We start from the raw sequence: 14,915 nt of genomic DNA, 5'->3' as shown, positions 1-14,915 counted from the left end.
TGAGCACCTGCCGCGATTCCATCACTCGTGCGCGATGGCCGCCAGCACATTCATGCGGGATGCACGCAACGCGGGCAGCAGTGCCGCCACCACGCCCACCACCGCCGAGCCGATCACCACCGCGACGATCGTGCCCCACGGGATCGCCAGCGCCGTCATGCCCTGCAACGCCAGCACCTGCTGGGTGCACACGCCCCACACCAGCCCCAGCGCCAGTCCCAGCACCGCCCCGAACACCGCGATCACCACCGACTCCAGCCGGATCATCCGGCGCAGCTGCCGCCGGGCCAGCCCGATGGCCCGGAGCAGCCCGATCTCCCGGGTGCGCTCGACGACCGACAGGGCGAGGGTGTTGACCACGCCGAGCACCGCGATGACGATCGCGAGCCCGAGCAGGGCGTACACGAGGTAGAGCAGTACGGCGATCTGGTTGTGCACCAGGTCCTTGTAGTCGGCGATGTCACGGACCTGCACCTGCGGATACGGGTCGAGCGTCTTCTCCAGAGCGGCCCGCAGGTCGTCCGTGCCCGTGCCGGAGGCGGCGTTGACGTACACGGCGGCGTCCTGCCCGCCCGGCGCGTACCTGTCCAGGGTGGCCAGACCGAAGTAGAACCCGCCCGTGGTGCCGAACCCGTCGGCGGACTCCTGGTCGGTCAGGGCGCCCACGGTCAGCTCGGCCCGCCGGTCGCCCTGGAACTCGACGGGCAGCGTGTCGCCGACGCGGACGCCGTGGTCCTCGGCGAAGTCCTTGTCCATGGCGAGGTGCCCGGCCGCGAGCGCTGCCGCGCTGCCGCCCTGCGCGTAGGTGATGTTGGCGACCTTGTCGAGCTCGGGTTCGTAACCCGCCGCGGTCGTCTTCACCCGGTCGCCGTCCGGGAGCCGTACCGCGATCGTCGTGAACTGCGACCGTACGACGAGCCCCACGCCCTCGGTGTCGCGGATGCGCTCCGTGACCTCCCGCGGGAACGGCACGAAGTTGCTGTTCTGCACCACGAAGTCGGCGCCGAGGGTCTTGTCGATCTGCTGGTCGAACGACCTCGTCATCGAGGCGCTCGCCACCGACATCCCGCCGACCAGTGCCAGACCCACCATCAGGGCGGCGGCCGTGGCCCCGGTGCGGCGCGGGTTGCGCAGGGCGTTGCGCTGGCTCATCCGGCCGATCGAGCCGAACAGGGCGGGGAACGCCCCGCCGAGGACCCGGATCACGGGCCGTACCAGCAGCGGTCCCGCGATCACGGTCGCGACGAGGGTCAGCAGGACGCCGAGGCCCAGCAGGGACGCCGCCGACGACGTCTTCGACGACACCGTGCAGCCCACGAGTGCCGCCGCACCGGCCGCCCCGACCAGCGAGCCCAGCACCGCGCGCAGCCGCAGCGGCCGCCCGATCTCGGCGATTTCGGCGTCCGCGAGCGCCGCCATCGGCGAGACGCCCGCCGCCCGCCGGGCCGGCAGGTACGCCGCCACGAAGGTGACACCCAGACCGACGACGTAGGCGGTCACCGGCGTCCCCCAGCCGATGACCATCTCGGTCGTCCGGATGTTCATGCCCAGCAGGCCCATCAGCTCGATGAGTCCGGCGGCCAGCCCGATGCCGGCCGCGAGGCCCAGCGTCGAGCCGACCAGCCCGAGCAGCAGCGCCTCGGCGAGCACCGAGCGCCGCACCTGGCGCCGGTCCGCGCCGAGCGCCCGCAGCAGGCCCAGCTCACGGGTGCGCTGCGCGATCAGCATGGAGAACGTGTTGACGATCAGGAACACGCCGACCAGCACGGCGACCCCGGCGAAGCCGAGCATCACGTACTTGATGATGTCGAGGAACCCGCCCAGCTGCTCGACGTCCGACTTGGCCTGCTCCTCGGCGGTGCGCAGCTGGTAGGTGCCGGTGTCGGTGTCGGCGCCGAGCGCGTCGGCCACGTTCCGCTTGAGGTCGGCGTCGCTCACGCCCTCGGCCGCGTCCAGCGAGATGCTGGTGGCCGCCTTCGGGTCGCCGAGGAGCCTGGTCTGCGCGGTCGGGGTGTCGAAGAAGACCAGCGCGGCACCGGGGTTGGTGGTGGTGAAGGTGGCGATGCCGACGACCTCGACCGGGAAGGAGCCCTCCTGCCCGATGACCGTGAGGCGGTCGCCGATCCGCACGTCCTTGTCGTCGGCGGTGTCCGCGTCGATCATGACCTGTCCGTCGCCCTTGGGGGCGTGTCCGGAGGTGAGCTCCACGGGGCTGCGCTCGGTCGGGTTCCAGTCGGTGCCGATGGTGGGGGCGCCGGTCGTCGGGCCCACCGACTCGCGGTCCTTGTCGACGACGGTGAGGCCGTCCACGTCCACGTCCGCACGGGCCGATGCGACGCCGTCGACCCGGGCGAGCCGGTCGGCGAGCGAGGCCCGCAGGGTCAGGGTCTGCCCCGAGGGCACCGTCTCGTCGAGGGTCTCCCTGGGGGTGACCGTGACGTCGGCGGCGGTCGAGGCGAAGAGCCGGTCGAAGGTGCGGCTGACGGTGTCCGAGAAGATCAGACTGCCCGCGACGAACGCCACGGACAGGACCACCGCCAGGGCGGAGAGCAGCAGTCGCCCCTTGTGGGCGAGGAAGCTCCGGAGCGTCGCCTTCAGCACGGGGTCAGTTCTCCTCGGGCGCCTTGGGTGCGGGGTCATCGGACTGGCCGCGGAGCGCGTCGGAGCCGGGGGTCTGGGGGTTCCCTCCAGCGAAGAGGCGCATGCGCTCCAGGACGGCCTCCGCCGTGGGCCGCTCCATCTCGTCCACGATCCGCCCGTCGCCCAGGAAGAGCACCAGGTCGGAGTGGGCGGCGGCGCCCGGGTCGTGGGTGACCATGACCACGGTCTGCCCCAGCTGGTCCACGGCCTCCCGCAGAAAGCCGAGCACCTCAAGACCGGCCCGCGAGTCCAGATTGCCGGTGGGTTCGTCCGCGAAGATCAGCTCCGGCCGGGAGGCGAGCGCACGGGCGCAGGCGACCCGCTGTTGCTGACCGCCGGAGAGCTGGGAGGGCCGGTGCTTGAGGCGGTCCCGCAGTCCCAGCGTGTCGATGACCTGGTCCAGCCACTTCTCGTCGGGCTTCTTGCCGGCGATGTCCATCGGCAGGGTGATGTTCTCGGCCGCGTTGAGGGTCGGGATGAGGTTGAACGACTGGAACATGAACCCGATCCGGTCCCGCCGCAGCCGCGTCAGCTCGCGATCCTTCAGTCCGGTGATCTCGGTGTCGCCGAGCCACACCTGTCCCGCGGAGACGTTGTCGAGGCCTGCCAGGCAGTGCATCAGCGTGGACTTCCCGGAGCCCGACGGCCCCATGACCGCCGTGAACCGGCCGCGCGCGATGTCCACGTCCACCGCGTCGAGGGCGAGCACCGTCGTCTCACCCGAGCCGTACGCCTTGGTCAGGGAGCGGGCGCGGGCCGCGATGCCGGCCGCCGACGCGGGGCCCGGGGCGTACTGGGCAGCTGCTGTGGACAAGACCGCCTCCTCACGGACGTCACGACTCTCGTCCCCGCCGAGCGTAATGTGATCCACGGCACACATGTATCCCCCCAAGGTCCCGGCTGCTCTCCGACCCAGGTCGGGCCCCCGATGTCGATGTAAGGGGCATGCGCCTTCCCGGGGAGGGGCTTGCCGGTGCTAGCACTGCCGCGCTAGCTTCTAGGTATGGCGAAGACTCAGCTGAACGTGAGAGTCGACGAGGGCACGGCCCGCGCGGCACGCGAACGCGCCCTGGCCCGTGGCATGAGCGTCAACCGCTACATCGAAGAGCTGGTCCAGAAGGACACCGGGGAGGTCGGCCACACGTTCGTGGACGCCGCCGCCGACTTCATGAAGCAGTACGAATCCGTCTTCGCCGAGGAGTTCGGCGCGGAGCGCGAAGGTCGTCGCTGATCCGTTGAGTCATCTGAACATCGACCTCGCCTGGCTGCTGATGCTCGCCGAGAAGCGGACTCCGGGCGACCCCCAGGTCACCGACTGGGGTGCCCTCGTCGCCGCCGTCGCCCGCCATCAGGCGGAGATATTCGACATCCCCGTCTACGACAGCCCGCAGGCCCGCGCCGCCGCCCTGCTCCAACTGCTCATCCACGTCCCGGCCCTGGAGCGCTCCAACGCGCTGTTCGCCTCCGCGGTGGCCTACGCCTATCTGGTCGCCAGCGGCCTCAAGGTCGTCACCTCGCCCGAGCAGGTGCGCGATCTGGCACGCCTGGTCAAGAGCGGTGAGGCCACGGTCGAGGACATCGCACACGAACTGCGCCAGTGGAGCCTGTGAAGCGGCGTCCGTGATCAGAAGTCCGTGACGTGGCGTCCATGATCAGACGGGCTGCTCCTCGGCCGGCCGCCAGGCCGTGCCCAGCACGCAGTACGACGAGGGGAGCACCGGCCCGTTCTCCGGCATCATCACCTGCCGGTACGGGCCGAGCTCGAAGCCGGCCGTCCGCAGCGCCGCGACCGGCTCGCGGGAGACATGGCAGCCTCCGCTCACCAGCGGCCACACCGTCCGGTCCAGCGCACGCTGCGTGAAGTGCATCGCGGGCCCGCCGCCCCGGCCGTGCTCGAAGAACCGCACGACACCGCCGGGCCGCAGCACCCGCCGTACCTCGCCGAGTGCCCGCGACACGTCCCGCACACTGCACAGCACCAGCGAGAGCACCACCGCGTCGAAGGCCTCGCTCTTGACCGGCAGCGCCTCCGCCGCGCCCGGCACCACGTCCACGGGGACCCCGGCGCGCAGCGCGGACTCCTGTGCCAACTTCCGCAGCAGGCGCTCCGGTTCGATGGCGACGACCTCCGAGACCGCGCTCGGATAGTGGGAGAAGTTCAGACCGTTGCCCGCGCCGATCTCGATCACCCGGCCGGACAGCCCGGCCAGCAGCCGCTCACGGATGTCGCCCATGCCCATCCGGGTCTCGGCGTTGACGCTGATACGGGCGTAGAAACGGGCGAACAGCGGGTGGTGCACGGCATCCCGTGACACCTTGCCGGAACCGGCGGACCTGAGCGCCATGGGGACCTCCCGGACGGGACGGGACTCACTCCCGATTGTCCCCCGTCCGGGACCGGCCCACCCCCGCTGTCGTGCGGCTGGCGTACTGCTGTCCCCCCGTCCGGGACCGGCCTCAGCCGATGAAGTCCCTGACCTGCTCGTACACGCCGTGGTCGTTGTTCATGTCGGTGTGCGAGACACAGCCGACCTCGACGTTGGTCGCACCGCTGAGGATCGCGGTGGTGTCGGGCGTGAGCGCGTCGTCGCAGTTCGACCAGTAACTGGCGTACGACACACCGCCCGGGGTCTCGTCACCGGAGTTCAGGGTGGTCAGGAACGAACTGCCGGTGTTCATCTCCGCGCAGGAGGTGTACAGCCATGCGCACCAGGAGGCGGTGGACGTGCCGTGGTTCACCCCGGCCGTCGAGACGAAGTCGTCCACGTACGACGTCCCGCCGAGGTTCTTGAGGTAGTAGCGGGAGTTGAGAGCGCCCATGGAGTGGACGACGAGGTCCACCTTCGAGGCGCCGGTCCGGGCGAGCACGTTCTTGATCTCGGTCGAGAGTTGCTGGGCCGTGGTGGCGTTCGACTTGGTCCAGTCGTACGACCAGGCGTCCAGCTCGGCGGAGGTGTAGCCGTCGGCCTTGAAGTAACCGACCCAGTCGTCCCAGCTGCTCGCCGAGCTGCTCAGGCCGTGCACGAAGACGACGGGGTCGTGGGTGGCGGCGTGCGCGGGTGTGGGGGAGAGGGACAGTGACAGAAGGAGCGAAGAGGCCAAGGCCGTGAGGGCCGTGGCGATGCGACGCTTGTGGCGCTGCATGGTGCCTCCTGAAACGTGTGGGGTTGTCAGGAGTGTCGAGCCGGGTCTACGCGCGCCGCATCGGCGAAATCGCCGGTCTTTACGGTTCAATTAACTCGCCAGTAACGTCATTTGTGTGGTGACTCCGGTGAACCCCTCGCCTCTCGACCGCACTTCGCCACCGCAGCGCACGGGCGCGTGGCGACAACTGGCCGCCCCCCTCCCGGAGGGCGTCCAAGTACGGGTGCTGCGTGCCGTGTACGGCGATCCGCGCGCCGCCGCCGAACTGGCCCCGCGCCTGACCGACCGCCAGGCGGCCGGCCTCGACCCGCTTCCCACCGAACCGGCCGCACTCGCCCCGGGCCTGCTGCGTGAACGCCGGGCGGAGATCAGGGAGTTGCCGGACGAAACCCGTCTGCTGCTGCTCCTCGCCGCCGCCGACCAGTACCCGGTCCCCACCGACGCCTTCCTGCGCGCCGTCACGGCCGCCCGCCTCGACACCCGGTCCCTGGACGCCGCCGAGTCGGCCGGGATCGCGCACGCGGGAGCGGGCGGTGTGGTGTTCCGCGACGCGTGGACGCGGATCGCCGCCTACGAGACGGGCTCCCCGGCCGACCGCCGCGACGTCCACCGTCTGCTGGCCCGCGTGCTGCGCGGCGAGGGCGAGACGCCGTGGCGCTCCTGGCACCGGGGCGCGGGGGCGCTCGGCCCCAGCGGACGGCTGGCCGCCGAACTCGGCGCCGCCGCGGGCCGGGCGGGGGACACGGGACGACTCCCTCTGGCACGCGCCCTGGCGGAACGAGCCGCAGCCCTCTGCCCCGACCCGTCCGAACAGGCCCGCCTGCTGACCCGGGCCGCCGCCTACGCCTGGCGCTCGGGCGACGGCGACCGGGCGCGCCAACTGGCGTCCACCACCTCGGACGACGCCCTGAGCGGCGTACTCGCGCTACGGGCGGGCAACGCGACGGAGGCGTTCGACGCCCTCCTGACGGGGGTGGCAGCCGCCGCGGCCCAGCCCCGCACCGTTGCCGAACCTGCAACGCCCCCGGCGGGAGAGCTCCAGGCACCGTCGGCGCCTTCCGCGTCGGCCGGGACCGCGTCGCGTGTGCCGGCGGCTTCCGCTTCTTCTCTGTCTGCGGGGGCTGCGTCGCCTGTGTCGGCGGCCTCTGCTTCGCCTGTGTTGGTCGGGAGCGGCTCGCCTGTGTCGGGCGGATCCGCGTCGTCCGGGTCGGCCGGGACTGTGGCGTCCGTGTCGGGGGCCTCCGCTTCGCCTGTGCCGGTCGGGAGCGCTTCGCCTGTGTCGGGCGGATCCGCGTCGTCCGGGTCGGCCGGGACTGTGGCGTCCGTGTCGGCGGCCTCCACCTCGCCCGTGTCGGTCCGGAGCGCTTGGCCTGTGTCAGGAGCATCCGCGGCTTCCGGGTCGGTTAGGACCGCGTCGCCTGCGTCCGCGGCTTCCGCTTCGCCTGTGCCGGCGGCTTCCGCCTCGCCCATGCCGGTCGGTACGGCCTCGCCCGGGCCAGGGGCTTCCGCGTCGTCCGTGTCGGTCGGGAGTGCTTCGCCTGTGTCGGGGGCCTCCGCCCCACCCGTGTCAGTCGGCTCAGCCTCGTCCGTGCCAGTCGGCTCAGCTCCGTCCGTGCCAGTCGGCTCAGCTCCGTCCGTGCCAGTCGGCTCAGCCCCGCCCATGCCGGTGGCCACCGCTTCGCCCATGTCGGCTGGGGCGGCCGCCGCCGTCGTGCCGGTGGCCACCGCATCCCCCGCTTCGGTCGGCGTCGTCCCTTCCCGGGCCGCCGCCGTCGGCACCCCCGTGCCCGACCCCGCCGCTCACCTCCTGGCCCGAGCAACCGAAGCCGCCATCTACACCGGGGACATCCGGCGCCTGCGCGAGGCGGGTCGGGTTGCGGGGCGGCTTGGTGTTGTGCCGCCCGGCACTCTGACGGGGCTCGTGGCCGCCTTCGAGGGACGGTACGAGGACGCCCGTGACCTGCTGAAGTCGGCGGCGGGGAGATGTGGGCCGGGTGGTGACCCCACCGTTCTGATCCACGCCGGGATCGCCGCGCTGCTCCTCGGCGATCACACCCGCGCGGCCACGGCGACCGTCCGGGCAGCCGCCTCAGCCCGGGCACTCGGCACCCCGGTGACCGTGCCGCAGGCGATGGAATTCCGTGCGTACGCCGACTTCTGGACCGGGCGCCCGAGGGCCGGCGAGTCCGCCGCGGCCGACGCGCTGTGGCAGGCCCACGCCACCGGTCAGGACAACGGTGCCTGCCATCTGCAGGCCGCCCTCGCCATGTTCGCGGCGCTCACCGGCGACGCCGACGTCTGCCGGGAACGCGCCGCGACCGCACGGTCGTACGCCCTCGCCCACGGCCTGGGTCTGCCTGCCGCCCTCGCCCAGTGGGCGCTGGCCTTCCTCGACCTGAGCAGCGGCCGGTTCGCCGCCGCGGCCGCCCGACTGCGCGCCCTCGCCGGATTCGGCCCCGGCCACGGCCACCGGGCCATCCGCCACCTGGCCACCCCGCACTACGTCGAGGCCGCCGTCCGCACCGGTGACACCAGGGTCGCCCGTGTCGCGCACGCCGACTACCACCACTGGGCGAGCACCGTACGCAGCCCCGACGACCTGGCACTCAGCGCCCGCTGCCGCGCCCTGCTCGCGCCCGGCGCGGAATCGGTCGACCACTACCGCACGGCACTCGATCTGCACGCCCACGGCACCCGGGACTTCGAACGCGCCCGCACGGAGCTGCTGTTCGGCAGCGCACTGCGCCGACTGCGCCGCCGTACGGAGGCACGCGACCGTCTGCACAGTGCCCTGGAGGCCTTCGACTCCTTCGGCGCCCCGCACTGCGCGGGCCAGGCCCGCACCGAACTCCGCGCCCTGGGCACCCCGGCCGCTCCCGCACAGCCCGGCCCCGACACCCCCACCGCACGCCTCACGGCCCAGCAGCTCCTGGTCGCCCGCATGGCCGCCGAGGGCGCCACCAACCGCGAGATCGCCACCCGCCTCGCCCTCAGCCCCCGCACCATCGACCACCATCTGCGGGGCGTCTTCACCCGATTGGGGATCCGCTCCCGCATCGAACTGGTCCGCCTGCTCGCGGAGGCCGACCAGGGCCTGCCGGGCGGATCGGGCGGCGGGAAGCGGTAACACAGACCGGCCCGCCCGCGTGAAGGGGGCCCCTGCCGCGGCCCCGGGCGCCCCCGTGCGCCGAGGGCAGCCGGCCGCGTCACCGACCTCTCCGGTCAGCGCACCTGGGGCGCCGCCGCCTCCCGGAACGTCTCGGCCTGCCACGAGCCGTCCAGTCGTGGGGCCAGCCAGCCCGGTGCCTGGACGCGGAACTCGGTGGGGGCGAGGGAACCGGCGCCGTCGGGGAGTGCGCCGAGGAGTGGGGCGGCGGCGACGTCCGGCAGGTCGGTGACGTTGCAGCGCATCGCCAGGTCGGGGGAGTCGGGCCAGCTGCCGATCACCACGCCCAGCAACTCGACGCTGCGTGAGCGCAGTTCCCGAGCCGTCAGTTCCGTGGTGTTGAGGGTGCCCAGGCCCGCCGACGCCACCACCAGCACCGGCGCGCGCAGCAGTTCCGCCGCGTCGGCCAGCGTGCCGCCCGCCTCGTCGAAGCGGACGAGCAGCCCGCCCGCCCCCTCGACCAGCACCAGGTCGTGCTCGGTGGCCAGCTTGGCCGCGGCCTCGGCGACCGCCCGCGGGCGCACCGGCTCCCGACCGGACCGCCGGGCCGCCGTCGCCGGGGCCAACGGGTCGGGATAGCGGGCGAGTTCGGCCGTCGTCACCGCCCCCGCCAGCCGCGCGACCTCGTCGGCGTCCCCGCGCTCGTCCGGCGTCACGCCGGTCTGTGCGGCCTTCAGCACGGCCACCGAGCGGCCGGCGGCGAGCGCCGACGCGGCGACCGCGGCGGTCGTGACCGTCTTGCCGACCTCCGTGCCCGTGCCCGTGATCACCAGTACCGGCATGTCAGCCCTCCCGCGCCGCCGCGCACACCGCGCGGGCGATCCGTGCGACGTCCGCGTCGCCCGTGACGTACGGCGGCATCGTGTAGACGAGGTCGCGGAACGGCCGCAGCCACACACCCTCGCGCACCGCCGCTGCCGTCGCCGCCTGCATGTCCACGGAGTGGTCCAGTTGGACGACGCCGACGGCGCCCAGGACACGGATGTCCTTCACGCCCGGGATGTCCGCCGCGGGCGCCAGTCCCTCCCGCAACCCCGCCTCGATCCGCTTCACCTCGGTCGGCCAGTCCTGGCCGAGCAGCAGCTCGATCGAGGCGCAGGCGACCGCGGCCGCCAGCGGGTTGCCCATGAAGGTCGGGCCGTGCGCCAGCACCGGGACGTCGCCCTGCGAGATGCCGTCGGCCACGCGCGATGTGCACAGCGTCGCCGCCATCGTCATGTAGCCGCCGGTCAGCGCCTTGCCCACGCACATCACGTCCGGCGTCACCGCCGCGTGGTCGGCCGCGAACAGCGCGCCCGTGCGCCCGAACCCGGTCGCGATCTCGTCGAACACCAGCAGCACGTCGTGTGCGTCGCACGCCTCCCGCAGCACCCGCAGATACGCGGGGGAGTGGAACCGCATCCCGCCCGCACCCTGCACCACCGGCTCGACGATCACCGCCGCCAGCTCGTGCGCGTGCCGCCCGATCAGCGACCGCAGATGCTCGGCGTACGACTCGTCGTACTCGGCCGGCGGCGGGTCCGCGAACACCTGGCGCTGGAGGACGCCCGTCCACAGCTCGTGCATCCCGCCCTCGGGGTCGCACACCGACATCGGCTGCCAGGTGTCGCCGTGATAGCCGCCGCGCCAGGTCAGCAGCCGCTGCTTGCCGGGGCGGCCCAGCGAACGCCAGTACTGCAGGCACATCTTGACCGCGACCTCGACCGACACCGACCCGGAGTCGGCGAGGAACACATGCTCCAGACCCTCGGGTGACATGTCGACAAGGAGCTTCGCCAGCCGTACGGCGGGCTCGTGCGTGAGCCCGCCGAACATCACGTGACTCATCCGCGCCAGCTGCTCGTGCGCGGCCTCGTTGAGTACCGGGTGGTTGTAGCCGTGGATCGCCGACCACCAGGACGACATCCCGTCGACCAGCTCACCCGAGCCGTCGGCCATCTTCAGCCGCACCCCGCTCGCCGACTCCACGACGAGCGGTTCGACACGGCCGGGCATCGGACCGTACGGATGCCAGACGTGCCGCCGGTCGAGCTCCAGCAGCTCGGGCACCGTCAGGTCGGGCATCGGGCGCGGGTCAGGCATTGGGCGCGAGGTCCGTACCGGCACCCCGGCGGCGTACGGAGACCAGGTCGGTGCGCGGCTCGGCGGCCGGCGCGGCGGCGGCCGTACCGCACACCCCGCCCCCCTCGTGCGACCCGCACCCGGCACCGGCTTCGTCGTGCCCACCGCACCCGGCGCTCTCCTGCGACCCGCAGCCCGCGCTCTCGTGCGAGCCGCAGCCGCCCCCGGCCACCGTCGCCCGGTGCTCCGGCAGCGTCACCTGGTCGGCGCCCTCCACCTCGAACCCGGCGTCGGCGATCATCTCCAGGTCGGCCTTGCCCGCCTGGCCCTCGCTGGTGAGGTAGTCGCCGAGGAAGATCGAGTTGGCCAGGTGCAGGGCGAGCGGCTGCATCGTGCGCAGGTGGACCTCGCGGCCACCGGCGATGCGGACCTCGACGTCCGGGCAGACGAAACGGACCATCGCCAGGATGCGCAGACAGCGCTGCGGGGTGAGGTTCCACTCCTTGGCGAGCGGGGTGCCCTCGAACGGGATCAGGAAGTTGACCGGCACCGAGTCCGGGTCCAGCTCGCGCAGCGAGTAGACGACGTCGACCAGGTCCTCGTCGCTCTCGCCCATGCCCGCGATGAGACCGGAGCAGGCGGACAGCCCGGCCGCGTGCGCCTTCTGCACGGTTTCCACCCGGTCGGCGTACGTATGGGTGGTCGTGATCTCCGCGTAGGTGCCCTCGGAGGTGTTGAGGTTGTGGTTGTACGCGTCCGCGCCCGCCTCGCGCAGCCGCTCCGCCTGACCGTCGGACAGCAGACCGAGACAGGCGCACACCTCGACGCCCTCGTTCTGGTCCTTGATCGTCTTGATGGTCTCGGAGACCCGGTCCACGTCACGGTCGGTCGGGCCGCGCCCGGACGCCACCAGACACACCCGCTTGGCGCCACCCGCCAACCCGGCCGCCGCCGCCTCGGATGCCTCGTCCGGCTTCAGCCAGGTGTACTTCAGGATGCCGGCCGTGGAGCCGAGCCGCTGGGAACAGTAGGAGCAGTCCTCGGGACACAGGCCCGACTTGAGGTTGACGAGGTAGTTGAGTTTCACCCGTCGGCCGAACCACTGCCGGCGTACCTTTCCGGCCGCGGCCACGACATCGAGCAGGTCGTCGTCGGAAGTGGCGAGGACGGCCAAGGCTTCCTCGCGGGTCGGCAGCTCGCGCCGAAGCCCCTTGTCCACCAGCGTGTTCAGCAGGTCCATGGGAGCTGATCCTGACGTACGGAGTGGTCCCGAGCCAAGGAGAGTTTGCACAACCCTGTCGATTCGATGTGTGGGTATTGCCACACCGTGCGCCGTCGGCCGTGCGGCTAGTGTCTGTCCACTGCCTACAAAAGCCCCGGAGGAGTCATGGCGTTCGGCTGGATCGACGAGCAGGCGGAGCTGCGCCGCCGCGCCGGACTCGTACGGACACTGCGCCCCCGCCCCGCCGACTCACCGCTCCTCGACCTCGCGAGCAACGACTACCTGGGCCTGGCCCGCCATCCGGAGGTCACCGAAGGTGCGGCGCGGGCCGCGCGGACCTGGGGCGGCGGCGCGACCGGCTCCCGGCTCGTCACGGGCACGACCGAGCTGCATGCCGAGCTGGAGCGCGAGCTGGCCGACTTCTGCGGCTTCGAGGCGGCGCTGGTCTTCTCCTCCGGCTACGCGGCCAACCTCGCGGCGGTGACCGCCCTGGCGCCGCACGGCTCGCTGATCGTGTCGGACGCGGGCAACCACGCCTCGCTGATCGACGGCTGCCGGCTGGCCCGGGGTACCACCCAGGTCGTGGCGCACGCCGAACCGGACGCGGTGCGCAAGGCACTCCAGACGCATGACGGCCCCGCGGTCGTCGTGTCCGACACCGTCTTCTCGGTCGACGGCGACGCGGCCCCGCTGGGCGGGCTCGCCGAGGCGTGCCGGGCACACGGTGCCGGGCTGGTCGTCGACGACGCGCACGGACTGGGCGTACTGGGCGACGGCGGCCGTGGCGCCCCGGACGCGGCGGGGCTCGCGGGCGCGGACGACGTCGTCGTGACGGTCACGCTGTCCAAGTCGCTCGGCAGCCAGGGCGGCGCCGTGCTCGGCCCCGCCCGGGTGATCGACCACCTGGTCAACGCGGCCCGGACGTTCATCTTCGACACGGGCCTCGCCCCCGCGTCGGCGGGCGCGGCCCTCGCGGCACTGCGGCTGCTGCGCCGCGAGCCGGAGCGGGCGGCGCGGGCGCGCACGGTGGCGGGTGAACTGCACACCCGCCTGACGGCCGCGGGCCTGGAAGCGGTACGTCCGGACGCCGCGGTCGTCTCCGTGCGTGCGCCGTCCCCGGAGGAGGCCGTGGCCTGGGCGGCCGAGTGCCGGGCGGCGGGCCTCGCCGTGGGCTGTTTCCGTCCTCCTTCCGTCCCCGACGGCATCTCACGGCTGAGGCTGACCGCCCGCGCGGACCTCTCCGAGGGGCAGATCGAACGAGCTGTACGGGTGATCTGCGAGACACGACCATGAGTCGGCGTGACACGGCCGTGCCGGCGTATCGGCGGAACTGATCGGACTGGAACCGGTCAGAGTGGAACTGATCAGAACCGGTCAGAGGTGATCGGAACGGTCAGGGCTGGAACGCGGCCGTGAAACCCGCCCAGCTCTCGGGGGAGAAGAGCAGCGCGGGTCCGGCCGGATCCTTGGAGTCACGTACGGCGAGCAGTCCGATCCAGGGACCGGAGAGCGCCCGTGTCGTCTCGACGCAGTTGTTCGCTCCCGTGCTGTAGCTGCTGCGCAGCCATCGCGCAGCGGGTAGATCGGTGCTTGAAGTCACGTTCCGAGGCAGTGCGGTCATGGTGCCTCCTTACGCGCCGCCACCAAGCGCGGCGATGTAATCCATCGATTCCTCGGGCGAAAGGGCGTGGATCCGAAGGGCGTTGAAGGCCTCCGTGTAGGCCTGGAGGTCTTCTTTCCGTTCGAGGTAGAGGCTACTCGTCAAGTGGTCGAGAACAACCACATCCAGATCAGAGGTGCTCGAAAATGAGAAGATAACGAAAGGCCCGGTGATGCCGATATGCTCCCCGGCCGCGAACGGCAGGACCTGCAGCCGGACTTGGGGCAGTCGCGCCGCCTCCATCAGCCGCCTCAGCTGCCGCGCCATCACCTCGGGCCCGCCGATCTCCCGGCGCAGCACCGCCTCGTCCAGCACCGCGCACAGCTTCAGCGGAGGATCGCCGAGCAGCACGTCCTGCCTGGCCAGACGCACCGCGACCAGCGCGTCCAGTCGTTCGTCGGCGGCGTCTGCTTCGTCGGCGAGTCCGCTCACCGCGGCCCGGGTCACCGCCCGGGCGTATTCGGGTGTCTGCAGCAACCCGGGCACAACGGACGTCTCCAGCGTGCGCATCGCACTCGCCTGGGACTCCAGGCTGATGAAATCCCGGTACGTCGGCGGCAGCACTCCGCGGTACGCGTGCCACCAGTGATGGCGGCCGCCCCCCTCGTCGGAGCCCGCCAACACCAGCAACAACTCCCGCAGTTGGGCGTCCCGCACGCCGTAGGCGTCGAGCAGTAACCGCACATCGGCCGGTTTCACCCCGCTGGCGCCGGTTTCGATTCGGCTGACCTTGGACTGGTGCCAGCCCACCAGCCGGGCCGCCTCACCACTGGTGAGCCCCGCCTCGGTGCGCAACGCACGCAGTTCTGCGCCCAGTTTTCGGCGGCGCACCGCGGGACCGTGCTGCATGGACAACTCCTTACTCCAACCGAGCCGCCCAAATACGGTCTGCCGTCGCAGAGTTCACCGCTTCGAGCGACAGATATATGCATATCTTGGTGGATCGCCACCTCTGACGGGCGCGGTAATGGCAGTCTGGCGACGAAGCACCAGTCCGGGACCGTACTCGAACCATCCGCTCC

12 protein-coding genes and 2 pseudogenes are annotated in these 14,915 nt (G+C 72.1%); 5 read left to right on the top strand and 9 right to left on the bottom strand.

Going from position 1 to position 14,915, the window contains the following annotated elements; all coding sequences use genetic code 11:
- Positions 1–21 precede the first annotated feature (21 nt).
- Together POF73_RS34515 and POF73_RS34510 are read right to left on the bottom strand one after the other, a co-directional pair.
- Entirely contained in the window at positions 22–2,601 is a 2,580-nt protein-coding gene (locus tag POF73_RS34515; protein WP_272123025.1) for an ABC transporter permease, read from the bottom strand.
- 4 nt (positions 2,602–2,605) lie between these two features.
- Complete coding sequence (locus tag POF73_RS34510; RefSeq protein ID WP_272123024.1) at positions 2,606–3,454, bottom strand: ABC transporter ATP-binding protein; 849 nt, start codon at positions 3,452–3,454, stop codon at positions 2,606–2,608.
- 189 nt (positions 3,455–3,643) lie between these two features.
- On the opposite strand from POF73_RS34510, the gene POF73_RS34505 reads away from it, so the two are divergent.
- Both POF73_RS34505 and POF73_RS34500 read left to right on the top strand, forming a co-directional pair.
- Positions 3,644–3,871 carry an antitoxin gene (locus tag POF73_RS34505; protein ID WP_272123023.1) on the top strand — a complete coding sequence of 76 codons (228 nt, stop codon included), beginning with the start codon at positions 3,644–3,646 and terminating at the stop codon, positions 3,869–3,871.
- 4 nt (positions 3,872–3,875) lie between these two features.
- Positions 3,876–4,250: a fic family toxin-antitoxin system, toxin component gene (locus POF73_RS34500; RefSeq protein WP_272123022.1), complete on the top strand. Its 375-nt coding sequence runs from the start codon at positions 3,876–3,878 to the stop codon at positions 4,248–4,250.
- A 42-nt stretch (positions 4,251–4,292) separates the two neighbouring features.
- Here the strand turns inward: POF73_RS34500 and POF73_RS34495 are convergent, their stop codons facing one another.
- Entirely contained in the window at positions 4,293–4,985 is a 693-nt protein-coding gene (locus POF73_RS34495) for a class I SAM-dependent methyltransferase (protein WP_272123021.1), read from the bottom strand.
- A gap of 112 nt (positions 4,986–5,097) precedes the next feature.
- Entirely contained in the window at positions 5,098–5,784 is a 687-nt protein-coding gene (locus POF73_RS34490; protein WP_272123020.1) for an esterase/lipase family protein, read from the bottom strand.
- 115 nt (positions 5,785–5,899) lie between these two features.
- Here POF73_RS34490 and POF73_RS34485 point away from each other — a divergent pair.
- Positions 5,900–6,758 (top strand): annotated as a pseudogene (locus POF73_RS34485) (LuxR family transcriptional regulator); the annotation flags it as partial.
- An 815-nt stretch (positions 6,759–7,573) separates the two neighbouring features.
- Positions 7,574–8,911: pseudogene (locus POF73_RS34480) on the top strand (helix-turn-helix transcriptional regulator); the annotation flags it as partial.
- Between the two features lie 95 nt (positions 8,912–9,006).
- Here the strand turns inward: POF73_RS34480 and bioD are convergent.
- The 3 genes from bioD to bioB are packed head-to-tail and all read right to left on the bottom strand — an operon-like array spanning position 9,007 to position 12,251.
- Entirely contained in the window at positions 9,007–9,732 is a 726-nt protein-coding gene (gene bioD / locus POF73_RS34475) for a dethiobiotin synthase (RefSeq protein WP_272123019.1), read from the bottom strand.
- A 1-nt stretch (position 9,733) separates the two neighbouring features.
- Complete coding sequence (locus tag POF73_RS34470) at positions 9,734–11,014, bottom strand: adenosylmethionine--8-amino-7-oxononanoate transaminase (protein WP_272123093.1); 1,281 nt, start codon at positions 11,012–11,014, stop codon at positions 9,734–9,736.
- A 10-nt stretch (positions 11,015–11,024) separates the two neighbouring features.
- Positions 11,025–12,251 (bottom strand): biotin synthase BioB, encoded by a 1,227-nt coding sequence (bioB, locus tag POF73_RS34465; RefSeq protein WP_272123018.1) that lies wholly within the window; start codon positions 12,249–12,251, stop codon positions 11,025–11,027.
- A gap of 147 nt (positions 12,252–12,398) precedes the next feature.
- Here bioB and POF73_RS34460 point away from each other — a divergent pair, with 147 nt between their 5' ends.
- Positions 12,399–13,526, top strand: coding sequence for an 8-amino-7-oxononanoate synthase (locus tag POF73_RS34460; protein WP_272123017.1), 1,128 nt, complete (start codon positions 12,399–12,401; stop codon positions 13,524–13,526).
- Positions 13,527–13,626: 100 nt separating this feature from the next.
- On the opposite strand, the gene POF73_RS34455 is transcribed toward POF73_RS34460, so the two are convergent.
- Together POF73_RS34455 and POF73_RS34450 are read right to left on the bottom strand one after the other, a co-directional pair.
- Positions 13,627–13,854 (bottom strand): DUF397 domain-containing protein, encoded by a 228-nt coding sequence (locus POF73_RS34455; RefSeq protein WP_272123016.1) that lies wholly within the window; start codon positions 13,852–13,854, stop codon positions 13,627–13,629.
- Between the two features lie 9 nt (positions 13,855–13,863).
- Entirely contained in the window at positions 13,864–14,742 is an 879-nt protein-coding gene (locus POF73_RS34450; RefSeq protein ID WP_272123015.1) for a helix-turn-helix domain-containing protein, read from the bottom strand.
- Between the last annotated feature and the right edge of the window lie 173 nt (positions 14,743–14,915).

Source organism: Streptomyces sp. HD (assembly GCF_028369295.1).
Lineage (GTDB): Bacteria > Actinomycetota > Actinomycetes > Streptomycetales > Streptomycetaceae > Streptomyces.
The sequence above is the reverse complement of the archived record's forward strand: the minus strand, read 5'-3'. Positions and strand labels throughout refer to the sequence as shown.